This window comes from Flintibacter sp. SJQ-8, assembly GCF_054108085.1.
In genome coordinates, this window is record NZ_JBPJWR010000011.1 from 263,682 (window position 1) to 288,393 (window position 24,712).

The following is a 24,712-nucleotide window of genomic DNA, read 5'->3' on the forward strand; positions in this document are numbered from 1 at the left end:
GCTGACAGCAGGCGGGACAGATAGCAATACTTTCGATTGAATTTTTCGGGGAATCGTGGTAAAATCTCTAGGTTACAAAGAAAAACATGGAAGGAGGACGTTTATGTCCACCATTGCTGAATATTTAGAGTCCCTGCGGGGCAAGTCTGTTGCCGTCATCGGCATGGGCGTGAGCAACACCCCCCTTATCCGCATGATGCTGCGCGCCGGCTTGAAGGTCACGGTGTGCGACAAATCCCCCCGGGAGCGGGTGGAGGAGCTGGCCGACGAGCTGGAGAGTCTGGGCGCCAGCTTCCAGCTGGGGGAGAACTATCTGGACAAGCTCTATCGCTTTGACGTGATTTTCCGTACCCCCGGCCTGAGCCCCAATCACCCGGAGCTGAAGAAGGCGGCGGAGAAGGGCCGGGAGATCACCTCGGAGATGGAGCTGTTCTTCCAGCTGTGCCCCTGCAAGATCTTCGGCGTGACGGGAAGCGACGGCAAGACCACCACCACCACCCTCATCAGCGAGTTTTTGAAAGAGGCCGGGTTCAACGTCTACGTGGGCGGCAACATCGGCAAGCCCCTGCTGCCCGACGTGGGCGGCATGACGGCGGATGACATGGTCGTGGTGGAGCTGTCCTCCTTCCAGCTGATGACCATGACCCTCAGCCCCAACGTGTCCGTGTTCACCAACCTGTCCCCCAACCACCTGGACTATCACCACACCATGGAGGAGTATACCAACGCCAAGCGGAACATCTATCTCCACCAGCAGGCGGGGGACCGGGCGGTATTTAACTTCGACAACGACATCACCAGAGAGCTGTCCAAAGAGGCACCCGCTGGCGTGACCCTGTTCAGCCGGAAGAGCAAGCTGGAGGAGGGTGTGTATCTCCGGGACGAGGCCATCTGGCTGACCAACGCCATGGGCAGCCGTGAGGTCCTGCCCCTGGCCGACATCCGCATCCCCGGCGTCCACAACATCGAAAACTACATGGCCGCCATTGCCGCCGTGGATGGGGTGGTCCCCGACAAGTGCGTCCGGGCCGTGGCCAAGCGCTTTACCGGCGTGGAGCACCGCATCGAGCTGGTGCGGGAGCTCTGCGGCGTGAAGTATTATAACGACTCCATCGGCACCAGCCCCACCCGGACCATGGCCTGTCTGGACTCCTTCCAGCAGAAGCTCATTCTGATCGCCGGGGGCTATGACAAGGGCGTGCCCTTCACCCAGCTGGGCCGGGAGATCTGCAAGAAGGTCAAAGTCCTGGTGCTGTGCGGGGCCACCGCCCCCGCCATCCGCCAGGCGGTGGAGACTGCCCCGGAGTTTGCGGGCAGCGGCCTGGAGATCCTGGAGACAAACGACCTGGCCGCCGCCGTGGCCGCCGCCCAGGGGGCCGCTGTGGCCGGGGACGTGGTGGTGCTGTCCCCCGCCTGCGCCGCCTTTGACCAGTTCAAGAACTTTATGGAGCGGGGCAAGCGCTTCAAGGCGCTGGTGAACGAACTGTAAGGACATCTTGTCACTGCGAGGAGGCCCAACGGGCCGACGCAGCAATCCGTAACCCCCGTCCCTTGGCCCCCTTGTTAAAGGGGGCTGTCAGCGAAGCTGACTGAGGGATTCCGTTCTTAGGACAGCTTCCCAGTGGTCGGAATCCTTCCGTCACGGCTGCGCCGTGCCACCTCCCTTTGACAAGGGAGGCTGTTGGACGGGGTTACGGGCATTGCCTTCCTCGCAATGACATCAAAAATCGGAGGGTCTGAGTTTGGACTACGAAGAAGTATTGAAACACCTGTGCGCCCTGCCGGGGCCCAGCGGCTTTGAAAGCCCGGTGGCCCAGGCGGCGGCGGAGCTGCTGCGTACCCTGGTGGACGAGGTGCGGGTGGACCGCATGGGCAGCGTGGTGGGCCTGCGCCGGTGCGGGAAGGAGAACGCCCCCCGGCTGCTGCTGGACGCCCACCTGGACGAGATCGGCTTTCTCATCACCGGACACGAGGACGGCTATCTCCGCTTCGCCCCCCTGGGGGGCGTGGACCCCCGGATGCTGCCCGACCGGGAGCTGACCATCCTCACCCAGCCCCCCCGGCTGGGGGTGGTGGCCTGTATGCCTCCCCACGTGCAGACGGCGGAGGACATGAACAAGCCCCAGCCCATAAAAGATCTGTATATCGACGTAGGTCTCAGCCAGGAGGAGGCCGAGCGGCTCATCCCCGTGGGCACCCCCGCCGTCTATCGGGCGGGCTGCACCCGCCTGGGGGACAAGCTGCTGTGCGGCAAGTCCCTGGATGACCGGTCCTGCTTTGCCATCCTGCTGGACGCTTTAGAACGTTTGAAGGGGGAGAAGCTGGACGTGGACGTGTACGTCCTAGGCTCCACCCAGGAGGAGACCCACAGCACCGGGGCCATCACGGCGGCCTATGGCATCGTGCCCGAGCTGTGCGTGGCGGTGGACGTGACCCACGGGGACAGCCCCGACGGGGACAAGGGCAAGACCTTCCCCCTGGGGGGCGGCCCGGTGATCGGCGTCGGCCCCAACTGCACCCGGTGGATGTCACGCCGTCTCCAGCGCAAGGCGGAGGAGGCCGGGATGGACTGCCAGATCGAGGTGATGGCCGGCCACTCGGGCACCAACGGCTGGCCTTTACAGGTGAGCCGGGAGGGCGTGGCCACCGCTGTGCTGTCCCTGCCCCTGCGCTATATGCACACCCCCATCGAGACGGTGAGCCGGGAGGACATGGAGAACACCGCCGCCCTGCTGGCCGACTTCATCCGGGGCCTGGGAGAGGAGGCGCCCAGCTATGATTGATCTGCTGAAACAGCTCTGCCGCCAGAACGGCGTGTCCGGGGACGAGGACGCCATCCGGGCCTTTATCCGGGAACAGGCCGCGCCCTATGCCGACAGCATCCGCACCGACGCCTTGGGCAACCTGATCGTGTGCAAAAAGGGCCGCCGGTCCGACGGGGCAAAGCTGCTGCTGTGTGCCCACATGGATGAGGTGGGCCTGATCGTCACCCGGGTCACCGACGAGGGCTTCTGCAAGTTTGACTTTGTGGGCGGGGTGGACCGCCGGGTGGCCATCGGCAAGCCGGTGGTGCTGGGCCCGGAAAATATCCCCGGCGTCATCGGCCTGAAGGCCATCCACCTGGTCAGCCGGGAGGAGGGCAAAAAGGTCCCCAAGACGGACAGCATGTATATTGACATCGGAGCCGCCGACAAGGACGAGGCCCTGGCCCTGGTCCAGCCCGGGACCTATGGCTCTTTCCTGGGCGAGCCCGAGGAGCTGGGGGAGGGGATGCTGAAGGCCAAGGCCATCGACGACAGAATTGGCTGCGCCATCATGCTCTCCCTGCTGAAGGAGGAACTGCCCATGGACGTGACCTTTGCCTTCACCGCTCAGGAGGAGGTGGGCACCCGTGGGGCCTTCGCTGCGGCTTTCTCCGTGAAGCCGGACATCGCCCTGGTGCTGGAGACCACCACCGCCGCCGACCTGCCCGGGGTGGAGGACCACCGAAAGGTGTGCGCCCCCGGCAAGGGCCCGGTGATCTCCTATATGGACGGAGCCACCATCTATGACCGGGGGCTGTTCCGCACCCTGACCCGGCTGGCGGAGGAGCACGACGTCCCCTGGCAGACCAAGGAGTATATCGCCGGGGGCAACGACGCCCGGACCATCCAGCGCAGCCGCGCCGGGGTGCGGGTGGCCGCCATGTCGGCGGCGGTGCGCTATCTCCACGCCCCGGCCAGCGTGGCCAACGTGGAGGACATGGAAAATATGCTGCGCCTGACCCGGCTGTTTCTGGAAGAGATGGCCCGGGACGGGGCGGAGAGATAAGGAGCGTTAAGAATGGAACTGCTGGAACTGATCCAGACGCTGAACGCAGCCCACGGCCCCTCCGGGGACGAGGGGGGCATCCGGGAGAAGCTGGCCGAGCTGGCCCGCCCCCTGGCCGACGAGATATCCACCGACGCCATGGGCAACCTGATCGTGCGCAAGCTGGGCAGCGGCCCCCGGGTGATGCTGTGTGCCCACATGGACTCCATCGGCTTTATCGTCACCCACGTGGAGGAGAACGGCTTTCTGCGGGTGGGCCGCCTGGGGGGCATCAGCCCCAAGGAGGCCGCCTATACCCCCGTGCGCTTTGCCAGCGGGGTGCGGGGCGTGATCGTGCCCGAGGAGAAGGCCGACTTCGGCAAGCTGAAACTGGACGAGTGCTATGTGGACATCGGGGCCAAAGACCGGGAGACCGCCCTGAAGTCTGTGGCCGTGGGCGACACGATGATCTATGATTCTCCCTGTTTTACCAACCAAGGTAAAGTGGTTTCCCCTTACCTGGATAACCGCATCTCCTGCGCCATTTTGCTGAAAGTGCTGGAGGAGATGGAGCTGTGCCCCAACGACCTGTACGTGGTCTTCACCGTGCAGGAGGAGGTGGGCCTGCGGGGGGCCAAGCCCGCCGCCTGGGCCGTGGACCCGGACTATGCCGTGGTGGTGGACGTCACCGACGTGGACGACACCCCCGGCTCTGAAAAGTGCGGGACGGTCCAGCTGGGCAAGGGCCCGGCCATCAAGATCATGGACTCCTCCGTCATCTGCCACCCGGACATGATTCAGAAGCTGGAGCAGCAGGCCAAAAACCTGGACCTGGCCAGCCAGCGGGACATCATGCGGGCGGGGGGCACCGACGCAGGCGTGATGCACACCACCCGCATCGGCGTGCGCACCGGCGGCGTGTCCGTGCCCTGCCGCTATATCCACACCCCCGTGGAGATGGCCGACCTGAAGGACGCCCAGGACTGCGTGAAGCTGCTGACCGCTTTTGTCCAGAGCAAGCTGGAGAGCCTGTAAGCGGGGGAGAAGTCCCCGCAACACATTGAAACAGATAGGATGACAAGGAAAATGCCTTTGCAGTTAGAGGAAAAAGTAAAAGAGCTGGGGAGCCGGGCCCAGGCCCAGCTGACCGAGCAGTTTGCCCGCATCGATGCCATTGCCCAGGAGAACACCGCCCGGGTGCTGGCCGCCTTTCAGGAGCACCGGGTGGCGGAGAGCTATTTCTCCGGCACCACCGGCTATGGCTATGACGACCTGGGCCGGGACAAGCTGGACGAGATCTATGCCCAGCTGTTCGGAACAGAGGCCGCTTTGGTGCGGCTCCAGTTCGTCAACGGCACCCACGCCATCACCGCCGCCCTGTTCGGGGCCTTAAAAGCGGGGGACGTGCTGGTGTCCGCCGTGGGGGCCCCCTACGACACCATGCTGGGGGCCATCGGCGTGGTGGACAAGGGCCACGGGTCCCTGAAAGACTACGGCGTGGAGTATCGTCAAGTGGAACTCCTTGACAACAAGCCGGACCTGGACGGCATGGCCAAGGCCGTGGCCGACCCCAAAGTGAAGGCCGTTTTGATCCAGCGCTCCAAGGGGTACTCCACCCGGGCCTCCCTGTCCGTGGACGAGATCGGTGAGATGTGTACCGTCATCAAAAAGGCCAACCCCAACGCCGCCATCATCGTGGACAACTGCTATGGCGAGTTTGTGGAGGAGAAGGAGCCCACCCACGTGGGGGCCGACCTGGTGGTGGGCTCTCTCATCAAGAACCCCGGCGGCGGCCTGGCCCCCACCGGCGGCTATCTGGCCGGGCGGCGGGACCTGATCGAAGGGGCGGCCATGCGCCTCACCGTCCCCGGCATCGGCGGGGAGTGCGGCTGCACCCTGGGCCAGAACCGCAGCCTGTATCAGGGCCTGTTCATGGCCCCCCACACCGTGGCCCAGGCCCTGAAGACCGCCGTGTTCGCCGCCAAGGTCATGGAGCTGCTGGGCTATGACACCGAGCCCCACTCCGACGCGGTGCGCCACGACATCATCCAGATGATCCACATGAAGGAGTCGGAGGCCCTGAAGAAGTTCTGTAGGGGCATCCAGTTCGGCGCTCCTGTGGACTCCTATGTCACCCCGGAGCCCTGGGACATGCCGGGCTATGACTGCCAGGTCATCATGGCCGCCGGGGCCTTTATCCAGGGCGCGTCCATCGAGCTGTCTGCCGACGCCCCCATGCGCCCGCCCTACACCGTCTATCTCCAGGGCGGCCTGACCTTTGAGTCCGGTCGGCTGGGCGTGCTGCTGGCGGTGCAGGAGCTGCTGGGCAGAGCTTAAATTTCGCCTGAATAGGCCAAGCCGCGGGCGGCATATCCTCTCCCTATGAGGGGGTGAGGGAATGTCCGCTGGGCCGTGGCGCAGGGGGATGGAGCGCCGTCTGCGCCGGGGGCTGCCCCCCTGGGTGCTCACCTGGCTGGTGGCCGCCGCCGTGATGCTGTGTGCCGTCCGGCTGACGGAGCACGCCCTGCGGCCCGTCTTATCCGCCGCCGCCCGCTATCAGGTCCAGCGCCAGGTGACCGCCGCTGTGGAGCAGTGGGCGGCCCAGGACTTGCAGCAGCGTGGGGTGGACTACAGCGACTTTGTGACCATCACCCGGAACGACGCGGGGGAGATCGTCTCCCTGTCCGCCGACATGGCGGCCCTGAACCTGCTGCGGGCGGAGCTGTCCGCCCATTTGCTTGCTAAACTGGCAGACAGCCGGTCCTTGGACCTGGCCGTCCCCGTGGGGAGCCTGCTGCCCTTTGAGCCCACCTGGGCCAGAGGGCCGGACCTGCACCTGCGGGCTCTTGCCCTGGGCACGGCGTCGGCAGAGTTTGAGAGTGAATTTACCTCCGCCGGGATCAACCAGACCCGGCACCGCCTTTGGCTGCGGCTGTCCGTGCCCGTCACGGTGCTGCTGCCCGGGGGCGGGGAGGAGGTGGCCGTAGACAGCCGCCTGTGCGTGGCCGAGACGGTGATCGTGGGCCAGGTCCCACAGACCTGGTTCCAGACAGGGGGCCTGCCCGCCGCCGGATGACGGGGCGGGCCCCTGACTTTTCCCAACGAAGGAGAACCCATGAATTTCGGAGAGCTGTTGTGGTGGTATCTGGGCAACGTGCGGGACTATGCCACCCAGATGCTGCCCTGTATGTGCGCCGCGGCGGCGGTCTATGCCCTGGCCCTGCCCGCCCGGCGGCGTCGATTGGACAGATTGGGGCTGGTCAGTCCCCTCCGGCGGGAGATCGCCCTGCTTTTCTGCATGATGTTTGGGGCGGGCCTGGCCGCCCTGACCCTGTTCCCGGCCAACTTCTGGCACCGTCAGCACTGGCTGGCCGCCCTGCGGGGGGAGCGCCCCCTGTTTCCCCACTGGGGGGACATCGACCACATCTTGCAGCTGGTGCCCCTCCAGGAGATACGAAGAGCGGTGCGGGGGCCGTGGGTCATGTTTTTGATGGTGGCCAACATCGGCATCTTCCTGCCCGTGGGCGTCTTTTCCGCCCTGCTGTGGCGCAAGCCCCGGTGGTGGAAGTCCCTGGCGGTGGGGCTGGGGGCTTCAACGGCCATCGAATCCATTCAATATTTCATCGGGCGCAGCGCCGACGTGGACGACGTGCTGCTGAACACCGCCGGGGCCCTGTTGGGCTTTTGGCTGTTCTGGCTGGCCCGGGCCCTGTGCCCCCGGCTGATCGCCGGGTTCCAATGCCATGAATGCCATGAGAGAGGTGACGACAATGGACTTTCACACGGAAATTGACCAGCTGCGCCGGGAGCTGGAGCGGGCGGGCTATGAGTATTATGTGCTGGACAAGCCCACCATGTCTGACTATGACTATGACCACAAGCTCCGCCGCCTGGAGGAGCTGGAGCAGGCCCACCCGGAGACGGTGACCCCCGACTCGCCCACCCAGCGGGTGGGGGGACAGGCCCTGTCTACCTTTGAGCCGGTGCAGCACCGGGTGCCCCTGGAATCCCTTCAGGACGTGTTCGACTTTGACGAGGTGCGGGCCTTTGACCAGCGGGTGCAGAGCACGGTGACGGGGGCCGTCTATGTGGTGGAGCCGAAAGTGGACGGCCTGTCCGTGGCTCTGGAATATGAAAACGGCCTGTTCGTCCGGGGAGCCACCCGGGGGGATGGCCAGGTGGGGGAGGACGTGACCGCCAACCTGCGCACCGTGCGGTCCATCCCCCTGCGGGTGGATGGCGCGCCGGAGCATCTCATCGTCCGGGGCGAGGTGTTCATGCCCAAAAAGGTCTTTCACACCCTGAACGACGAGCGGGAGCGCCGGGGAGAGGCCCTGTTCGCCAACCCCCGCAACGCCGCCGCCGGTTCCCTCCGCCAGCAGGACCCTAAAATCGCCGCCCAACGGAAGCTGGACATCCTGGTCTTCAACGTCCAGTGGAGCGACGGCGTGGCTTTCCAGACCCACGAGGAGACCCTGGACTATCTGGCCCAAAAGGGCTTTAAGGTCATCCCCCACAAGCTGTGTACCACCATGGACCAGGTGACCGAGCGCATCACCCAGATCGGGGAGGATCGGGACCAGTTCTCTTTTGACATCGACGGGGCGGTGGTGAAAGTAAACGACCTGAGCCAGCGGGCCGTCTTGGGCTCCACGGCCAAGTTCCCCCGGTGGGCCGCCGCCTATAAGTATCCGCCGGAGGTGAAGCCCTCCCGGCTCACCGACATCGTGGTCCAGGTGGGCCGCACCGGCGTGCTCACCCCCAAGGCGGTGCTGGAGCCGGTCCGGCTGGCGGGCACCACCGTCACCAGCGCCACGCTGCACAACCAGGACTTTATCTCGGACAAGGACATCCGCATCGGGGACACGGTGCTGGTGCGCAAGGCGGGGGAGATCATCCCGGAGGTGCTGTCCGTGGTGCTGGACAAGCGCCCGGCGGACAGCCAGCCCTATTTCCTGCCCAAGACGTGCCCCGTGTGCGGGGCGCCGGTGGAACGGGACGAGGACGGGGCCCACATGCGCTGCACCGGAGCCGAATGCCCGGCCCAGCTGCTGCGGAATCTGACCCACTTCGCCAGCCGGGACGCCATGGACATCGACGGCCTGGGCGTGGCCGTCGTCGAAAACTTGGTGAACGCCGGACTGGTGAAGACCCCCGGCGACCTGTACTTCCTGAAGGAGGAGGACGTGGCCGGGCTGGACCGCATGGGCAAGAAGTCGGCCCAGAATCTCATGGCCGCCATTGAGCGGTCCAAGAGCCAGGACCTGGCCCGGCTGATCTATGCCTTCGGCATCCGCCAGGTGGGGCAGAAGGCGGGCAAGATATTGGCCGCCCGGTTCCAGACCATGGACGCCCTGGAGCAGGCCACCCTGGAGGAGCTGACCGCCGTGAACGATGTGGGGGAGATCACCGCCCGCAGCATTTTGACCTGGCTGGAAAGCCCCCAGAGCCGCCACCTCATCGCCCGTCTGCGGGAGGCCGGGGTGAACATGACCGCCGCAGAGCAGGGCAGCGACCAGCGCTTTGCGGGCATGACCTTTGTCCTCACCGGGGGCCTGGAGCAGTTCACCCGGGACCAGGCCGCCGCCATGATCGAGGACCGGGGCGGCAAATCCGCCGGTTCCGTGTCCAAAAAGACCACCTACGTGGTGGCCGGGGAGGGGGCCGGTTCCAAGCTGAAAAAGGCTTTGGACCTGGGCGTCCCCGTCCTGACGGAACAGGAGTTTTTGGAGCTGATGGAGTGATGTTCATTAGCCTTCCCCACGCAGGGGGGAAGGTGCCCCCGAAGGGGGCGGATGAGGGTGGGTATCGTGGGTGCGGAGGCCATCGGGCGGATGGGGACATCCGCCCCTACGCCGGGTTACGATAGATTTCGTAGGGGCCGCTGTCCCCAGCGGCCCGGAATCCCCCCTCCGCCTTCGGCGGTGTCCCCCCTTTCACAAGGGGGGCTGATGTGCTGCACCATTAGGCCCCCTTGTGAAAGGGGGCTGGCATCGCCGCAAGGCGATGACTGGAGGATTCCCACGCAACAGCTCCCAATCCTTCGGCCTTCCCCTCATCCGTCACGGCTTACGCCGTGCCACCTTCCCCCAGGGGAAGGCTTTTCCCCAAAACACAACCCCGCCCGGTATTCCAAACACGGAACACCGGGCGGGGTTTTCTGCTGCTTATTTACTTCTCATACAGCCCAAACAAGAACGTGACGATCTGGGCGCGGGTACAGATGTTCTCTGTGCCGAACAGGCCGTTTCCGGTGCCGGAGGTGATGTGGTTCTTCACCGCCCAGGCCACGGGTCCGGCGTAGTATGCGCCGCTGTCCACGTCCAGGAAGCCGGAGCCGCCGGTGACGGCGGGGGAGCCCATGGCCCCATAGAGGAAGGTCATGGCCTGGGCCCGGGTGCAGGGCAGGTCGGGGCCGAAGCGGGTGGGGGAGACGCCGGAGACGATGCCCTGGCTGGCCGCCCAGCGGACGGCCTCGGCGTAATAGCTGCTCTCGGCCACGTCCTCAAAGGGCAGAATGTAGTTCACCACCGGGCTGCCCGCCGCCCGCCACAGGAAGGTGACGATCTGGGCGCGGGTGCAGGAGGCATCGGGGGAGAAGTGGTTCTCGTCCGTGCCGCCGGTGATGCCCTGCTCCGCCGCCCACTTCACTGCGTCGTAGTAATAGGCGCTGGCGGGCACGTCCACGAAGAAGTTCAGGATGGAATTGTCCTCCATGAAGGTGGCGTTTACGGTGACGCTGCCGCTGGGCATGGTGAAGGCAAACTTGCCGCTGCCCTTGTCCGTGAGGGTGAGGGCGCTGCCCCGGCTGTCGGTGACAGTGAGGGTCTCCAGGGTATAGCCCTTGTCGGGCTTCACCGTGACCGTGACCGTGTCGCCCCGGCGGGCGGTGGTATCGCTGAGGGAGAGGGTGCCGTTGCCGGTCTTGCCGGTGCTGACGGAATAGCTGGTCCGTCCGCCGCCGCCCCCTCCGCCGGTAGAGGCGGGGATGTCCTCCCACACCGCGTAGGCGGTGGTGCCCCGGAGGATGGTCAGCCCGCCGCCGGGGACGGCAGTGGTATCGCCGTCCAGGGAATCAATGGCCCAGTGGGCAAAGCGCTTGCCCTCGGGGGCGGTGAAGCCGTTCTCGGGGAAGAGATAGGTGGCGCCATAGTCCACCGTCACCGGGTCCATACTGCCGCTGCCGCCGTTGGGGTGGAAGGAGACGGTCAGCTTCACGACGGCATCCTCCACAATGGTGCCCGTGCCGGTGATAGCGCCGGAGAAGGTCCCGCCGTTGATCTTGCCGTTATTGGATACAGTGTCCAGGAACGTGCCGCCGTTGATCTGGCCGTTGGTGTTATTGGTCACGGTGCCATGATAGGTCCCGCCTGCAAGCAGAAAGTCGTTGATCGCGTCCCCGTTGAAAGTTCCGTCGGCAACATACGAGGCCTTGTTGTGCACCGTGCCGTTGAAAATGCCGCCAGCGACGCCGCCATTATTGAGGATCACATCGCCGTTGAACGTGCCGTTTTCAATAGAGCCCTCGCTGGTGACGGTGTCGTTGAACGTACCGCCGCTGATGGTGCAGCTGGGGTCGTTGGTCACGGGTCCCTCGAAGGTCCCGCCGGAGATAAGGCCCAGGGCCAACTCGCCGTGACTGTCTTTCAGCGTATTGCCATTCTGGTCCAGCGCTTTCTTATTGACCAGGTCGCCGGTGAAGGTCCCGTTTTCAATGACTGCACCGTTGTTGGTCACAGTGCTCTGGAAGGTGCCGCCGGTGATCTTGCCTTGACGCAGGTAAGTGTCGCCACGAGAGTCATACCAGAAACCGGCTTCATTCGTCACCGCACCGGTGAACGTGCCGCCGGAGATGGTGGCCGTCTTCTGATTTGTCACATCGCCGGTAAAGACACCGCCGCTGATGGTGTCGGTGTTATAGACTGCGCCGGAGAAGGTGGTGCCCTTGGTGTTTGCATCCGCCTGAATGGTGCCGCCGTCGTTGTATGCCGCACCGCCCTGATCTGCGGTGCAGCGCGTGATCTCGCCGCCGTTGGCGTTCATGGTAGCGCCGCCGTCAAGATACACGCCGCCGCCGATGCCGTCCCGCCCAATACTGCTCTCTTTTGCGTGGCAGTCGGTAATGGTGCCGCCGTTCATGGTAAAGACGGCCTCATCGGTGACGCATACACCGCCGCCGAAGCCGTTATTATAACCATAAGAAACGACGGTGCAGCTGCGGATCTCCGCGCCGGGGTTCATGGTGAAGGTGGAACTGGCGGAATGATTGGTGTAGACATACACGCCGCCGCCATAAAGCTGGTCTGCAGTGCCGTCGCGCATGGCAGTGCAGCCGATGATGCGGGCCGGGCTTTCGCCGTCGCCCAGGACGAAGGAAGCTCCAAGAACGACATACACGCCGCCGCCCTTGTCCGACGTGCAGCCCACGATGCTGCCGCTGAGCAGTTCTGCCGACGAGTTTCTCTCAATGAGAAGGCCGCCGCCGCTGCCGCCGTCGGGAGAATTCGCTTTCCACTGGTTGCCGGTAATAATACCGCCGAGGACCTCGTTTCCAGAGGTTGCGTTAGGGTCCCATGTCCACAGACCGCTGTTTTCATCCACCGTGAAATAATGCGGTTTGTTGGGGTCGCTGTCCACAATGGTCAGATTGCCCCCATCATAGACGCGTATCACATACTGACATTTGCGCTGAGCGTCCAGCACAAAGCCGTTCAGGTCCAGGGTGACGTTTTTCGTGACCGCCAGATAAGAGGTCAGGTCGATATTATTGGAGAGCTGGATGTAGTTGTTGTCGATTTGAACGGCGGCCTTCAAAGCGGCCTCGTCAGAGACATCCGTGGAGTTTTCTGCCGTGCCGGGGGAGAGCCGCAGTTTTAAATGCAGGGTGCTCTCCTTCTGGATGTTGTGGTCTGCCAGCGTTTCGTTATCATTCTCCAGCAGCTTGCCCTGATAGGTGAGCTGCTGCTGGTCGGGGGGAATACCCTCCTTTTCCTGTATTTTGGTTTTTACAGTGGAAATGTAGTCGCCGGGCTCCACCTCCAGGGTGATATGCTTTCCGGTGAGAGTCTTGACGAAAATCTGCATGGCGCTGGCGTTCATGCACAGCATGGACAGGCACAGAACGGTGGCTGTCAGGGTGCGGAACAGGCGTTTTTTCTTCATTGACGTTCCTCCTTCATGTCATGTGTATCTTGGTCCAGTTCTGGCAGCAGGGCAAAGCCCTGTTCGGCCTGCATTACGGTGCTCTGGATGATGCCCACGGCCATGGTGCGCAGGTTCAGCTGCAGCACGAAGTGGATGATCTCCTCCCGCTGCTTTTGGGGCACATGGTACAGGGTCAGGGCGCAGTCCAGAAAGCGGGAAATCTTGGCCTCGATGGTGAAATAGAGGTCGCAGGGGACGGACATAAAGCTGCGCATCATCCCGGCGGAGGCGAGCTCCATCTCGTAAAAGTCCTTGGCCTGGAGCTGGGGGAGATAGGGGCCGAAGATGACCTGAAGCCGCTTGGCGGTGCTGTGGTAGATGTAGGACGAGGTGGTGGGCAGGGAGTAGCCGGTGACGTACAGGTCCCGCAGGGGCTCGCTGAGCTCGGCGATATGCAGCTGTATGGCGGTCTCCACGGCGTACAGCACCACCGGGTCCGTCGGGCCGCTGTGCTGCTGGGCCAGGGCGAACTGGCCGGAGAACATCCGCCGCACCAGCTCCAGCAGCAGGGCCTCCTTGCTGGGATAGGCCCGGAAGAAGGAACTGGGGGTCATCCCCGCCGCCCGGGCGATCTCCGCCGTGGTCGTCCCCTCATAGCCCTTCTCCAGAAACAGCGACACCGCCCCCCGCAGCATCTTCTGCTGGGTCAGCAGCCCGCTGGTACGCTTCCCTTTGGCAGGCATGCGTTTCACCTCCTTCGTACAGTTGGGAATGAGTGGCATTGTGAGTATGGTCACAGTTTAGCATATCGGAGGGGAAAAGGCAAGGGGAAATTGGAAAATTAGCCTTCCCCTGGGGCCGATTCCCCTTATCAAGGGGAAATGTCCCGCAGGGACAAAAGGGATAGGGCAGGTGCCCCAGTGGGCACACTGGGGCGGATGAGGGGAACGCCGGAGGGTTGGGAGCGTGTGCGTAGGAATCCTCCAGTCATCGCCTAGCGGCGATGCCAGCCCCCTTTAACAAGGGGGCCTAATGGTGCAGAATAGCAGCCCCCCTTGTTAAAGGGGGGAGGGCCGCGAAGCGGCGGGGGGATTCCGTCAAGAGCGCTCAAATACCGCCACCCTTCCCCTCATCCGTCACGGGCTTCGCCCGCGCCACCTTCCCCCAGGGGAAGGCTTTTTTGGTTTCCTACCCCAGCGCCACGTCCAAAATCATCATCATCAAAAACCCCGCCATGACGCCCAGGGTGCCGGAGTGGCCGCCTTGGGAGAGGTTGGCCTCGGGGATCAGCTCCTCCACCACCACATACAGCATGGCCCCGGCGGCGAAGGACAGCAGCCAGGGCATCAGCGCCCGGACGGAGCCAACGGCCAGCACGGTGAGCAGGCCGAACACCGGCTCCACCACCCCGGAAAGGGCCCCGAGGGCGAAGGCCCGGCGGCGGCTCATGCCCTCCTGCCGCAGGGGCAGGGCGATGGCGGCCCCCTCCGGGAAGTTCTGAACGCCGATGCCCAGGGCCAGGGCCACGGCGGCGGTGAGCAGGGCGGGGTCCTCCGCCTGGGCGGCCAGGGCGAAGGAGACCCCCACGGCCATGCCCTCCGGGATGTTGTGCAATGTCACCGCCAGCACCAGCATCAGGGTCCGGCGGCGGGAGGTCTGGCCCTCCCGCCAGTGGAAGGACTCCGGGGCCAAATGGGGCAGCAGGGCGTCCATGGCCAGCAAGAATGCAATGCCCAGGGCTGACCCCCCGGCGGCGGGCAGCCAGCCCGCCAGATGCAGCTCCCGGGCCTTTTCAATGGAGGGGATGAGCAGGGACCACACGCTGGCGGCCAGCATCACCCCGGCGGCAAAGCCCAGCATCACCCGGTGCAGCCCCGGGGAGCTCTGGCGGCGGAACAGAAAGACCACGCAGGCCCCCAGGGCGGTCATCCCAAAGGTGAACCCCGTGCCCAGGGCGGCCAAAACAAGTGCCTGTGTCACAATGTACGTCCTTTCTTCTCAAAACGGCGGCGGGTCCCGGAAGGACCGCCCGACTGCGGATGCGTCCAAAGCAGGCTATGCCGGGGGAGAAGAAGGGGTGTCTGGCGTATGCGCTTGCGGCGGGGTGGGGGATGTGCTACAATACGAAGCAGACTGCGAGAGGGGGGCGGGGATATGGCCTGGTATGTCTATATGCTGCTATGCGGCGACGGAACGCTGTACACCGGCATGACCGATGACGTGCCCCGCCGCCTGCGGGCCCACCAGTCGGGCCGGGGGGCCAAGTATACCCGTGGCCGGGGGCCGTTGACCCTGGTCTATACCCAGGAGCAGCCCAGCCGTTCCGCCGCCCTGCGCCGGGAGCACCAGATCAAGCAGCTCTCCCGGGCCCAGAAGGACGCCCTGCGGGCGGGCTGGCCCGTTCAGCCTAGTCAGGGCGAAACAGAAAAAGAGACAGCGCCGGAGAACGAGACACCCCAGACGCTGTAAAGGAGGAACACCTGTTATGTCAGTGGAGAAGGTGCGGGCCTATTTCGCCCGCTTTGGAATGGAGGACCGGGTGAACGAGCTGCCCCAGTCCAGCGCAACGGTAGACCTGGCCGCCGCCGCCCTGGGGGTGGAGCCCGGCCGCATCGCCAAGACCCTGTCCTTTCTGGTGGGGGAGCGGCCCATCTTGATCGTGGCCGCCGGAGACACCAAGATCGACAACGCCCGGTATAAGGCCCGCTTCGGGGCCAAGGCCAAAATGCTCACCCCGGAGCAGGCGGTGGAGCTCATCGGCCACGCGGTGGGCGGCGTGTGCCCCTTCGCCGTAAACGACGGGGTGGAGGTCTATCTGGACGAGTCGTTAAAGCGCTTCCAGACCGTCTTCCCCGCCTGCGGCAGCAGCAACAGCGAGATCAAGCTGACCATCCCAGAGCTGGAGCAGTGCTCCAACAGCCTGGCCTGGGTGGACGTGTGCAAGGGCTGGCAGTGAGTTAAGAGAATAGAAGAGAAAGAGCCGCCGTCAGCGCAGGGAAGAAAGCGCTGACGGTGGCTGGTTGGTTCTTTAGAATAGAAATAAAGAAAAATCGACAAGTTCCATAAGAAACTTGTCGATTACTGGTCGGAGTGTAATTATAGGATTTCAGAAAACGCAGATATATCAACAGTTTGCTGGCAGTCGGCAAGAGGTATTCATCCTAAAAATCTAAAATCACAAGAACACCGCCGCCCAAACAGGACAACGGGCGGCGTTCTTATGTACCTTTTAATACGCTTGGCGCATTATTGTAAAAGGTCATCCCCAAGGATGTAACGATTATATCGTTCTGCTTTTCGGGATTATCTGTAAAATCTATCCACACATTTCCACTAAGTCGATTTTGGTTTTGCAACAGTCCTAACGAAATCAGTCGGTCAACTTGATATAATTCTCTGCCTTGAATTTTTAATCCATCTTTGATAGCAGCTTCAAATAAAAGAGCATAATCGCTGACAAACATTCGTCGATTAGCTTCTGTCAATTCGCAAAATTTTTCCCAAGAAATAGCCCCTTTTACATAGGAAGCATAAAAACTGCCTAAAACCTTGGATTGGATTTCATCTATTTGATTCCCTAAAATTATTAGCACCCGACTAAGTTCTTTTTCAGCCTCTTTAGGATCTGCATCAAGTTTTTTGCGATGTTCATCTAATTTCTCTTGGGGAATACTCCCAGAATTAAATTCTGAAATAAATGTAAGGGTTTGCTTTATAAGATTGCGTTCGCGAAGGTTATACCCTGTTTTACAAATAGCTGCAATAGTGTTGACAACGGGAATTCCTTTTAATACCTCGCTTTCTAAAAGTGCGTCAATCCCAAGTTCAACATATTCGCTAACGACTTCGTGGGTAGAAGAAAATAGAGTATTCTTAAGCGCAGGAACTAACTCACTCATAACTGCACCATCCTTATAACTTGATTGTTAAAGTATATCAGGTAATTGAAAATTTGTCACCACTCTTGATGTCAACGCCGCCCAACAGGACAATGGGCGGCGTTTTCATATATAAAACCATGAAGGGAGGTCACTTCCACCCGGCCAGTCTGCGGACTGGCTTTTTTCATGCCATGAAAAGGAGGTTTGCAAATGGCAGATGATAAGAAAAACATTCCCGAGGCAGCCCCGCCCGCCGAGGCTCCCGCTCCTGCGGTAGAAAATGCCGTCGTGCCGGAGCAGCCCGCTCCCGAGCCTGCGCTGACCAACACAGAGACGGTCATGCTGGAACATGAGGGGCACGCGGCGCCCTTTGAAATGGGCGATGCCGTACCCGATCCCGCTGACGCTGTTACCCACGCCGAGGTGGAGGAGCCTGCCGCTCCCGAAGTCCCCAAAGCTGAAAAGGAACAGGCGCAGCCGCCTGATTCCGGCAAGGACAACCCCGCCCCGGCACATTCCGGCAAGGTGGTGGATTTTGCCGCCGCCCGTGACGAGGCGGCCAAGGAGGAGAAAAAGGCAGCCAAGCAGAAGCCGCCTACCGAAAAGGACAAGGCTGCCAAGCCCGGCAGAGGCCGCCCGCCCAAGGAGGGCAAGGCCGCTCCCGATAAGGCAAAGCCGCCCAAACCTCGGGACAAAAAGGTGCTGTTGACAAAGTCTCGCTCCGCTCCGCCCTACCAACAAAAAAAGACGCCCACTGGCGTCATCCGGCGTATTTTATCATCCGTTTCAGGTTCAATGCGGTCGCCGACAAGAGGCAGTGGTCCTCCGCTGCCTCTAAGCCTCGTCGCAAAACGCGCGCTAAGTTGTGCTCGCGCTTCTGCGCGGAAAACGAGCCCTCGCACCAGACCTGCCGCAATTTCAGCGCCTCCCGGTATTCCGGGATGGAACGGCGTTCCAGGTTGCGCTGTCGGTCTGCCGCAAAGTAGCTGACGGACACCTTTCTTGCGCCGCGTTTGTCGCTCTCGCGCAGGCATTTTTCCCGCAGCGGACAGAGCGCACAGTCCCGCTTATCCGCCTGATACTCCCAAAACAGGCCGCTGGCGCTGCGGGCCAGCCGCCTTAAACACAGATCTTTTCCAATGGGACAGAGGTACACATCACGGTTCTCGTCGCGGCAAAAATCGTCCCGCGTAAACTGGACAGACACCCGCGCGGCGGCCTTTTGCGGCCGCACGAAAAAGCCGATCCCCAGTTCACCCAGCGCCCGATGGGCCAGCGGAAAATCGTAGGCGGCGTCCGCCGTGGCAGCCTGAATTGGTACAACATTTTCATGAATATGCTCGATCAGGCCCAAAAACGGCACGGAATCGTTCACATCTCCGGCAGTCACGGTCTGGCCTACGATGATGCCGTAGTCGCTGTCCACCGCCTGATGGGCGAGGTAATGAGGCCCCTCCGGTTTCCCCGGGCGCTTCAGATGACCCGACTCCGGGTCTGTGCGGCTGACGCGCTTGTAGGTGCGGCGGTTGTCCCGTTTGATCTGCTTTGTCCGCTTTTTGCGGCGCTTTCCGGTTCGCCGCTCAAGTTCCTCCAACCCTTCCTCCTCATAATCGTCCAGCCGTTCCCAGTAAACGCCGGCCTCCTCCGCGACTTCCACCAGTTCTTCCGACGCACGGGAGGCGTTGGCCCTCACATGGGTCGAGTCCGCCCCCACCACGCGCCCGCTGACCAGACCTTTTTCGATGCACTGCCCCACGACTTCTTCAAATAACCGCCGAAACACCTTGCGGAAGGACGGTTTCCGGCGGCGCAGCTGCGAGACGGTGCTGTGATCCGGCACCCGGTCGAAGAGGTCGAGGCCCAGGTACCAGCGCAGGGCGATGTCGGTCTGGACGCGTCGCTCGATCTGCCGCTCCGACGGGATGCCGTACAGGAAACCCACCAGCAGATACTTCACGATGACCACCGGGTCGATGGCCGGACGGCCGAGTTTACGGCTGTAAAGCCGCGCCGTTTCCTCGTATACGAAAGACAGGTCCAACGCTGCCTCCAGCTTCCGCAGGAAGTGTCCCTGTGGCATCAGATCCTCGATCGTTACCATGTGCATCGCCAGCTGCATCTGCATGTTCCTCCGTTTTACTCCGCCTTGACTGCGATCCGAATCTTGCTGTAGTCGTAGCCAACCATGTCCAGAATTCTTGTCGTCAGAATCCGCATGAGTGTTTCGGCATCATAGTGTGTCTCTATGTATAGAGCTTCATCGATCTTTACCGGGCTGCGCATTTTCCCGGTCTCACTCCCTAGCAGAACCCGATTTCGTCCCAACACTTTCCCCCGCAGATCCATGAGTGCCTGACGCTGATCCGAATCTTTGCAGCAATCTTTCAGCAATTCCTCCGCAACGCTTTTCCATGTGGGGTTCTCTGTTCTACGTCCATCTGCAAAAATAACTCCGGTCGGTCGTTTTCCCTTGAATATCCCTGCACCTACATTCAACGGATATATGATCTCGTAATTCCTCGGTTTACGGCTCTCTTTTTGCCGAGACGGTACACTTTCTTTTTTCACCTCGTCGATGATCCAATCGAATTTTTCATCGATCTCGCGGATCAATTCTTCCCTAAGCTTTTGCAGTTCCTGTATGGTATTCATCCGTTTGCTCCTTTCATTATATGGCGCACGTGCTAAATATACTATACCGGAACACTTCCCTTTTGTCAACCACTTTGTCAACACGTCCATTTTGTCCCGAAGTAGTAGTCTGCCGCCCGCAAGGGCGGCTTTTTTCATGGCCGGGGCTTTGGCCCCGGAGAAACGGAGGAATATATGCAGTTTTTCGCTTCTGCCATCACCACTTTGCAGACCCTTGTGATCGCCCTCGGCGCTGGCCTTGGCGTGTGGGGCGTGGTCAATCTGCTGGAGGGCTATGGCTCGGACAACCCCGGCGCTAAAAGCCAGGGCATGAAACAGCTCATGGCTGGCGGCGGTGTGGTGCTGATCGGCACGACCCTCATCCCCCTGCTCTCCGGTTTGTTCGGCTAATCCACGGCAAGCCCAGCTTAACCGAAGGGTGGTGAAATATTGGGCAGCATTTTAGAAAAGATCGAACAGGCTCTCAAGGATATGCTGATCGGATGGATCGAGAGCAACCTGACCAATATGTTCACCGATGTCAACGAGAAGGTAGGAACGATTGCCGCCGAAGTTGGGCAAACACCGTCCGGCTGGAACGGCGGCGTGTACCAGATGATCCGGGGACTATCCGAAAACGTGATAGTCCCCATCGCTGGCATCATCATCACCTTCGTCTTGTGCTACGAGCTGATTTCCATGATCACCGAGAAAAACAACCTTCACGACATGGACACTTGGATGTTCTTCAAGTGGTTTTTCAAGGCGGCTGTGGCGATCTACCTCGTGACGCACACGTTTGACATCGTGATGGCAGTATTCGACATCGGGCAGAACGTAGTTTCCGGTGCAGCAGGAGTCATCCACGGCAACACCAGCATTGACATTGACGCGACGATTGCGCAGATGCGTACCGGCATGGAGAACATGGGCGTCGGTGAACTGCTCGGACTGTCGATAGAAACGCTCCTGATCAGCCTGTGCCTCAAAATCATGGCGATCCTCATTACGGTCATTCTCTACGGGCGCATGATCGAGATTTACTGCACCGTGAGCATTGCGCCTATTCCCATCGCAACCATGAGCAACCGCGAATGGGGCAGCATCGGCACGAACTATCTGAAAGGCTTGTTCGCTTTGGCATTTCAGGGCTTTCTCATCATGGTCTGCGTCGGCATCTATGCGGTGCTGATCAACGGCATGATCATCGCAGACAACATTCATTCGGCTCTGTTCTCTGTGGCAGCGTACACGGTTATTCTGTGCTTCTCGCTGTTCAAGACCGGAAGCCTTGCAAAATCCATCTTCCATGCGCACTAAGGAGGTCGGCAGCATGAAGAAGTACAGCATCATCTACGCCGATCCCCCTTGGGCGTATCGGACTTACTCCAAGAAGGGACAGGGACGGTCGGCGGAAAGCCACTACCCGACAATGTGCATTGAAGACATCAAGGCACTTCCTGTCGGTGAGCTTGCCGCTAAGGACTGCGCTCTGTTTCTCTGGATCACGTTCCCATGCCTCTGTGAAGCACTCGAAGTGCTGACGGCATGGGGCTTTTCTTATAAGACCGTGGCTTTTGTATGGGTGAAGCAAAACCGCAAGAACGATGACCTCTTCACCGGCATGGGGTATTGGACAAGGGCAAACGCGGAAATCTGCATCCTTGCTACGAAGGGACACCCGAAGCGAGTTGACGCCGGTGTGCGTCAGGTCATCCTCAGCCACATCGAAGAGCATTCCAAAAAGCCGGATGAGGCGCGGGAACGCATTGTTCGGCTCATGGGAGACATTCCCCGCGTAGAGCTTTTTGCCCGTCAGTCTCCCGAAGGCTGGGACGTTTGGGGCAATGAGGTCGAATGCAGCATTACTCTCGGAAAGGAGGAAACAGTCAATGGCATTTGTTCCGGTCCCAAAGGATCTTAACCGCGTCAAAACGAAGGTCATGTTCAACCTGACTAAGCGGCAGCTCATTTGTTTTTCCATCGCTGCGGTGGTCGGCGTTCCGATCTTCTTTCTGGCGAAGGCACATCTCGACTTGTCTACGGCGGCAATGCTGATGGTGGTGATCATGCTCCCGTTCATCTTCTTCGCACTTTACGAGAAGGACGGTCAGCCCGCCGAAAAGTATCTGTACCACATCGTACAGTCCATGTTTATCCGGGACAAGGTGCGTCCCTATCGCACGAACAATCTCTACGCTGAGATTCAGCAGAAAATCAAAGAACAGGAGGAATTGCAGCTTGAACAACAGCACAGCAAAGACAAAGCCTAAGATGACCGTCAAAAACGGCGTCGTTTACGGCGACGCCCTTTCCGCTCAGGAAAAGAAGCGGATTGTCATGCAGAAGAAAAAGGACAGGAAGGCAAAGAAAGTCCGCAAGTCCGCCCAGCAGACCATTCCCTATGTGGAAATGTGCCGCGACGGTATCTGCAAGGTGAACAGCCGCCTCTACACGAAGTCCATCGCCTTTGAGGACATCAACTACCAGCTTGCGCAGAACGAGGACAAAACCGCAATCTTCGAGAACTGGTGCGACTTTCTGAACTACTTCGACAGCTCGATTTTCGTTCAGCTCTCCTTCATCAATCAGAAGGCAAGTCTCAATGAGTTCCGCAAGCGCATCAACATTCCGGCACAGGAGGACGCCTTCAACGACATCCGCTCCGAGTATTCCGGTATGCTGCAAAGCCAGCTCACCAAGGGCAACAACGGATTGGTCAAGAGGAAGTACATCACCTTCGGCATTGAGGCGAACTCCCTCCGCACGGCAAAGCCGAAGCTCGAACGCATTGAAACCGATATTCTCAACAACTTCAAAACCCTCGGCGTGAGGACGGAGCCGCTGTCCGGCTACGAGCGGCTGAAAGTGCTTCATGATGTGTTCAACATGGACACCAACGAGCCGTTCCGCTTTTCCTTTGACATGGTTGCTCGGACAGGACTCAGTACGAAGGACTTCATCTCGCCCACTTCCTTTGACTTCCGTGAAGGCAAGTGTTTCAAGATGGGCAGAACCATCGGCGCGGTGAGCTTCCTGCAAATCCTCGCGCCGGAACTCAATGACCGTATGCTTGCCGACTTCCTTGAGATGGACAGCAACATCACGGTCAATTTTCATATCCGGACGATTGACCAGGCGAAGGCAATCAAGAGCATCAAGTCGAAGATCACCGACCTCGACAAGATGAAGATTGAAGAGCAGAAAAAGGCTGTCCGCTCCGGCTACGATATGGACATCATCCCGTCCGATCTCGCCACCTTCGGCGGTGAGGCGAAGCGTCTGTTGCAGGATCTCCAGACTCGCAATGAGAGACTGTTTCTTGTGACCATCCTCATCATGAATACGGCAACCAATCGCCAGAAGCTCGAAAATGCGGTGTTCCAGACCGCCGCCATTGCCCAAAAGTATAACTGTGCGCTCAAGCGTCTTGACTTTCAGCAGGAGGAAGGGCTGATGTCCTCTCTGCCTATCGGCGTCAATCAGGTGGAGATCGAGCGCGGACTGACCACTTCCAGCACAGCGGTTTTCGTGCCGTTCACCACGCAGGAGCTTTTTCAGGGCGGCGAAGCTCTCTACTACGGGCTGAATGCGCTGTCCAACAACATGATCATGGTGGACCGCAAGCAGCTCAAGAACCCCAACGGGCTGATCTTGGGTACGCCCGGTTCCGGTAAGTCCTTCTCCGCCAAGCGTGAAATGACGAACGCCTTCCTCATCACAGAGGATGACATCATCGTCTGCGACCCCGAAGCCGAGTATTTTCCCCTCGTGCAGAAGCTCGGCGGTCAGGTCATCCGAATCTCGCCGGTCAGCACGGATTACATCAATCCGTTGGACATCAACACGAACTACTCCGAAGAGGAAAACCCGCTGACACTGAAATCCGACTTCATCCTCTCCATGTGTGAGCTGATTGTCGGCGGCAAGGACGGCTTGCAGCCGGTTGAGAAGACCATCATTGACCGTAGCGTCCGAATGGTCTATCAGGAGTTCCTTGCAGACCCCAAGCCGGAGAAAATGCCGATCCTCGAAGACCTCTACAACATTCTGAGAAATCAGAAGGAACCGGAGGCACAGCGCATCGCAACTGCCCTTGAAATCTATGTTCACGGCTCTCTGAATGTCTTCAATCACAGAACGAATGTGGATGTCAACAACCGCTTCGTCTGCTATGACATCCGAGAACTCGGCAAGCAGCTCAAGAAGCTCGGTATGCTGATTGTGCAGGATCAGGTGTGGAACAGAGTTACCATCAACCGCGCCCAGCACAAGGCAACGCGCTACTACATGGACGAGTTCCATCTGCTCTTGAAGGAGGAACAGACCGCCGCGTACAGCGTGGAAATCTGGAAGCGTTTCAGAAAATGGGGCGGCATTCCGACCGGAATCACGCAGAACGTCAAGGATCTGCTTGCGTCCCGTGAGGTGGAGAACATCTTTGAAAACTCGGATTTTGTCTACCTTCTGAATCAGGCATCCGGCGACCGGCAGATTCTCTCGAAGGCGCTGAACATCTCTCCCAGCCAGCAGAACTACATCACCAATTCCAATGCCGGTGAGGGGCTGATCTTCTATGGCTCGACCATCGTTCCCTTCAAGGACGATTTCCCGAAGGACACCCAGCTTTACCGCATCATGACTACCAAACCCGAAGAAACCGTGCAGAACTGATAGGAGGATTTTTGAATATGAACAACAAGATGATTACCATTCCCTACGCGGACGCTATCGAATACGGAGAGAACACCTCCGCACTGTTTAAGGCTCTGTGGGAGCTGACCGATCTGATCCGACTGGAAAGCGATCTCAAGAAGCATCACCGCGCCTACCTCCATGTGAGGGTGGACATCGACGAAAAGGTCAAGGAGGCGCGTCAGATTATGACCAAGGTAGCTGTGGATATGATCGGTTTCTACTTCAAGGTTGATGTTCCCAAGTGCAGCAACAGCGATGAGAATACCCCTTTCGCTGACGCGGCGGATGATGAAACCGTATCTATCCCCAAGGATGAGTATGAGCTGATGATCGACGATCTGCTCACGATGTCCGAAATCATTCAGTGCGTCGCAGATATGCGCACGCAGGATGTGAAGGCAATCCGCGAGTTCGGCAAGTTCGTCCCCGCCTTTGCCGCCTTTGAGAAGAACCGCCTGAGCCTCTATCGTGAGGCAGCGAAGGAAGCAGAGGAAATCTTCGACCGTTGGGCGGACGAGATTGACGATCTCGATGAGGACTACGAGCCGGACGAGTATTACTCCGACTGA

The 24,712-nt window shown here is 60.5% G+C and carries 22 protein-coding genes; 16 read left to right on the forward strand and 6 right to left on the reverse strand.

The window, feature by feature from the left end; translation table 11 throughout:
• The first annotated feature begins 103 nt into the window (after nt 1–103).
• From murD to ligA, 8 genes are all read left to right on the forward strand, one after another.
• Nucleotides 104–1,489: a UDP-N-acetylmuramoyl-L-alanine--D-glutamate ligase gene (murD, locus tag ACSAMP_RS09560; RefSeq protein WP_457800312.1), complete on the forward strand. Its 1,386-nt coding sequence runs from the start codon at nt 104–106 to the stop codon at nt 1,487–1,489.
• Between the two features lie 253 nt (nt 1,490–1,742).
• Complete coding sequence (locus ACSAMP_RS09565; RefSeq protein WP_457800313.1) at nt 1,743–2,783, forward strand: M42 family metallopeptidase; 1,041 nt, start codon at nt 1,743–1,745, stop codon at nt 2,781–2,783.
• Complete coding sequence (locus ACSAMP_RS09570; protein ID WP_457800314.1) at nt 2,776–3,810, forward strand: M42 family metallopeptidase; 1,035 nt, start codon at nt 2,776–2,778, stop codon at nt 3,808–3,810. The genes ACSAMP_RS09565 and ACSAMP_RS09570 overlap by 8 nt, the downstream gene beginning before the upstream one ends.
• A 12-nt stretch (nt 3,811–3,822) precedes the next feature.
• A complete protein-coding gene (locus ACSAMP_RS09575) occupies nt 3,823–4,824 on the forward strand; it encodes a M42 family metallopeptidase (RefSeq protein ID WP_457800315.1) in 1,002 nt (333 codons plus the stop codon).
• 51 nt (nt 4,825–4,875) lie between these two features.
• Complete coding sequence (locus tag ACSAMP_RS09580; RefSeq protein ID WP_457800316.1) at nt 4,876–6,126, forward strand: methionine gamma-lyase family protein; 1,251 nt, start codon at nt 4,876–4,878, stop codon at nt 6,124–6,126.
• Nucleotides 6,127–6,187: 61 nt separating this feature from the next.
• A complete protein-coding gene (gene yunB, locus ACSAMP_RS09585) occupies nt 6,188–6,865 on the forward strand; it encodes a sporulation protein YunB (protein WP_457800317.1) in 678 nt (225 codons plus the stop codon).
• 39 nt (nt 6,866–6,904) lie between these two features.
• A complete protein-coding gene (locus ACSAMP_RS09590) occupies nt 6,905–7,582 on the forward strand; it encodes a VanZ family protein (RefSeq protein ID WP_441795820.1) in 678 nt (225 codons plus the stop codon).
• Nucleotides 7,560–9,533 carry an NAD-dependent DNA ligase LigA gene (gene ligA / locus ACSAMP_RS09595; RefSeq protein ID WP_457800318.1) on the forward strand — a complete coding sequence of 658 codons (1,974 nt, stop codon included), beginning with the start codon at nt 7,560–7,562 and terminating at the stop codon, nt 9,531–9,533. The genes ACSAMP_RS09590 and ligA overlap by 23 nt, the downstream gene beginning before the upstream one ends.
• Before the next feature lie 427 nt (nt 9,534–9,960).
• Here the strand turns inward: ligA and ACSAMP_RS09600 are convergent, their stop codons facing one another.
• The 3 genes from ACSAMP_RS09600 to ACSAMP_RS09610 all read right to left on the reverse strand — a co-directional run bounded on the left by ACSAMP_RS09600 (nt 9,961) and on the right by ACSAMP_RS09610 (nt 14,862).
• Nucleotides 9,961–12,951: an S-layer homology domain-containing protein gene (locus tag ACSAMP_RS09600; protein WP_457800319.1), complete on the reverse strand. Its 2,991-nt coding sequence runs from the start codon at nt 12,949–12,951 to the stop codon at nt 9,961–9,963.
• Nucleotides 12,948–13,676 (reverse strand): TetR/AcrR family transcriptional regulator, encoded by a 729-nt coding sequence (locus ACSAMP_RS09605; protein WP_457800320.1) that lies wholly within the window; start codon nt 13,674–13,676, stop codon nt 12,948–12,950. The genes ACSAMP_RS09600 and ACSAMP_RS09605 overlap by 4 nt, the downstream gene beginning before the upstream one ends.
• Nucleotides 13,677–14,121: 445 nt before the next feature.
• Nucleotides 14,122–14,862, reverse strand: coding sequence for a ZIP family metal transporter (locus ACSAMP_RS09610; RefSeq protein WP_457800412.1), 741 nt, complete (start codon nt 14,860–14,862; stop codon nt 14,122–14,124).
• A gap of 225 nt (nt 14,863–15,087) precedes the next feature.
• Here ACSAMP_RS09610 and ACSAMP_RS09615 point away from each other — a divergent pair, with 225 nt between their 5' ends.
• Entirely contained in the window at nt 15,088–15,402 is a 315-nt protein-coding gene (locus tag ACSAMP_RS09615) for a GIY-YIG nuclease family protein (protein ID WP_457800321.1), read from the forward strand.
• A gap of 16 nt (nt 15,403–15,418) precedes the next feature.
• A complete protein-coding gene (locus ACSAMP_RS09620; protein ID WP_441795815.1) occupies nt 15,419–15,889 on the forward strand; it encodes a YbaK/EbsC family protein in 471 nt (156 codons plus the stop codon).
• 262 nt (nt 15,890–16,151) lie between these two features.
• Here the strand turns inward: ACSAMP_RS09620 and ACSAMP_RS09625 are convergent, their stop codons facing one another.
• The 3 genes from ACSAMP_RS09625 to ACSAMP_RS09635 all read right to left on the reverse strand — a co-directional run bounded on the left by ACSAMP_RS09625 (nt 16,152) and on the right by ACSAMP_RS09635 (nt 19,466).
• Nucleotides 16,152–16,832, reverse strand: a complete 681-nt coding sequence (locus ACSAMP_RS09625) for a hypothetical protein (protein WP_457800322.1) — start codon at nt 16,830–16,832, stop codon at nt 16,152–16,154.
• A gap of 742 nt (nt 16,833–17,574) precedes the next feature.
• Nucleotides 17,575–18,933, reverse strand: a complete 1,359-nt coding sequence (locus ACSAMP_RS09630; protein ID WP_457800323.1) for an IS1182 family transposase — start codon at nt 18,931–18,933, stop codon at nt 17,575–17,577.
• A 17-nt stretch (nt 18,934–18,950) separates the two neighbouring features.
• Nucleotides 18,951–19,466: a hypothetical protein gene (locus ACSAMP_RS09635; RefSeq protein ID WP_291019628.1), complete on the reverse strand. Its 516-nt coding sequence runs from the start codon at nt 19,464–19,466 to the stop codon at nt 18,951–18,953.
• 174 nt (nt 19,467–19,640) lie between these two features.
• Here ACSAMP_RS09635 and ACSAMP_RS09640 point away from each other — a divergent pair, with 174 nt between their 5' ends.
• The 6 genes from ACSAMP_RS09640 to ACSAMP_RS09665 are packed head-to-tail and all read left to right on the forward strand — an operon-like array spanning nt 19,641 to nt 24,712.
• Nucleotides 19,641–19,856, forward strand: a complete 216-nt coding sequence (locus tag ACSAMP_RS09640; RefSeq protein ID WP_457800324.1) for a Maff2 family mobile element protein — start codon at nt 19,641–19,643, stop codon at nt 19,854–19,856.
• A 39-nt stretch (nt 19,857–19,895) separates the two neighbouring features.
• The gene (locus tag ACSAMP_RS09645; protein WP_005934793.1) at nt 19,896–20,765 is read left to right on the forward strand and encodes a VirB6/TrbL-like conjugal transfer protein, CD1112 family; all 870 of its coding nucleotides are present in this window, start codon (nt 19,896–19,898) and stop codon (nt 20,763–20,765) included.
• Nucleotides 20,755–21,369 (forward strand): MT-A70 family methyltransferase, encoded by a 615-nt coding sequence (locus ACSAMP_RS09650; protein ID WP_457800325.1) that lies wholly within the window; start codon nt 20,755–20,757, stop codon nt 21,367–21,369. The genes ACSAMP_RS09645 and ACSAMP_RS09650 overlap by 11 nt, the downstream gene beginning before the upstream one ends.
• On the forward strand, nt 21,338–21,718 hold the full coding sequence (locus tag ACSAMP_RS09655) for a PrgI family protein (protein WP_457800326.1): 381 nt from the start codon (nt 21,338–21,340) through the stop codon (nt 21,716–21,718). The genes ACSAMP_RS09650 and ACSAMP_RS09655 overlap by 32 nt, the downstream gene beginning before the upstream one ends.
• A gap of 1 nt (nt 21,719) precedes the next feature.
• The gene (locus ACSAMP_RS09660) at nt 21,720–24,119 is read left to right on the forward strand and encodes a VirB4-like conjugal transfer ATPase, CD1110 family (RefSeq protein WP_457800413.1); all 2,400 of its coding nucleotides are present in this window, start codon (nt 21,720–21,722) and stop codon (nt 24,117–24,119) included.
• Nucleotides 24,120–24,136: 17 nt separating this feature from the next.
• Nucleotides 24,137–24,712: a nitrogen fixation protein gene (locus tag ACSAMP_RS09665; RefSeq protein ID WP_457800327.1), complete on the forward strand. Its 576-nt coding sequence runs from the start codon at nt 24,137–24,139 to the stop codon at nt 24,710–24,712.

Bases quoted from the DNA above. Each gene is read 5' to 3' on its own strand.
- ACSAMP_RS09625 (WP_457800322.1), bottom strand. From the start codon at position 16,832: ATGAGTGAGTTAGTTCCTGCGCTTAAGAATACTCTATTTTCTTCTACC.
- ACSAMP_RS09590 (WP_441795820.1), top strand. From the start codon at position 6,905: ATGAATTTCGGAGAGCTGTTGTGGTGGTATCTGGGCAACGTGCGGGAC.
- ACSAMP_RS09605 (WP_457800320.1), bottom strand. From the start codon at position 13,676: ATGCCTGCCAAAGGGAAGCGTACCAGCGGGCTGCTGACCCAGCAGAAG.
- ACSAMP_RS09580 (WP_457800316.1), top strand. From the start codon at position 4,876: ATGCCTTTGCAGTTAGAGGAAAAAGTAAAAGAGCTGGGGAGCCGGGCC.
- ACSAMP_RS09660 (WP_457800413.1), top strand. From the start codon at position 21,720: ATGACCGTCAAAAACGGCGTCGTTTACGGCGACGCCCTTTCCGCTCAG.
- ACSAMP_RS09665 (WP_457800327.1), top strand. From the start codon at position 24,137: ATGAACAACAAGATGATTACCATTCCCTACGCGGACGCTATCGAATAC.
- ACSAMP_RS09630 (WP_457800323.1), bottom strand. From the start codon at position 18,933: ATGCAGCTGGCGATGCACATGGTAACGATCGAGGATCTGATGCCACAG.
- ACSAMP_RS09640 (WP_457800324.1), top strand. From the start codon at position 19,641: ATGCAGTTTTTCGCTTCTGCCATCACCACTTTGCAGACCCTTGTGATC.
- ACSAMP_RS09650 (WP_457800325.1), top strand. From the start codon at position 20,755: ATGCGCACTAAGGAGGTCGGCAGCATGAAGAAGTACAGCATCATCTAC.
- ACSAMP_RS09635 (WP_291019628.1), bottom strand. From the start codon at position 19,466: ATGAATACCATACAGGAACTGCAAAAGCTTAGGGAAGAATTGATCCGC.
- ACSAMP_RS09620 (WP_441795815.1), top strand. From the start codon at position 15,419: ATGTCAGTGGAGAAGGTGCGGGCCTATTTCGCCCGCTTTGGAATGGAG.
- ACSAMP_RS09575 (WP_457800315.1), top strand. From the start codon at position 3,823: ATGGAACTGCTGGAACTGATCCAGACGCTGAACGCAGCCCACGGCCCC.
- ACSAMP_RS09600 (WP_457800319.1), bottom strand. From the start codon at position 12,951: ATGAAGAAAAAACGCCTGTTCCGCACCCTGACAGCCACCGTTCTGTGC.
- yunB (WP_457800317.1), top strand. From the start codon at position 6,188: ATGTCCGCTGGGCCGTGGCGCAGGGGGATGGAGCGCCGTCTGCGCCGG.
- ACSAMP_RS09610 (WP_457800412.1), bottom strand. From the start codon at position 14,862: ATGACCGCCCTGGGGGCCTGCGTGGTCTTTCTGTTCCGCCGCCAGAGC.
- ligA (WP_457800318.1), top strand. From the start codon at position 7,560: ATGGACTTTCACACGGAAATTGACCAGCTGCGCCGGGAGCTGGAGCGG.
- ACSAMP_RS09615 (WP_457800321.1), top strand. From the start codon at position 15,088: ATGGCCTGGTATGTCTATATGCTGCTATGCGGCGACGGAACGCTGTAC.
- ACSAMP_RS09570 (WP_457800314.1), top strand. From the start codon at position 2,776: ATGATTGATCTGCTGAAACAGCTCTGCCGCCAGAACGGCGTGTCCGGG.
- murD (WP_457800312.1), top strand. From the start codon at position 104: ATGTCCACCATTGCTGAATATTTAGAGTCCCTGCGGGGCAAGTCTGTT.
- ACSAMP_RS09655 (WP_457800326.1), top strand. From the start codon at position 21,338: ATGGCATTTGTTCCGGTCCCAAAGGATCTTAACCGCGTCAAAACGAAG.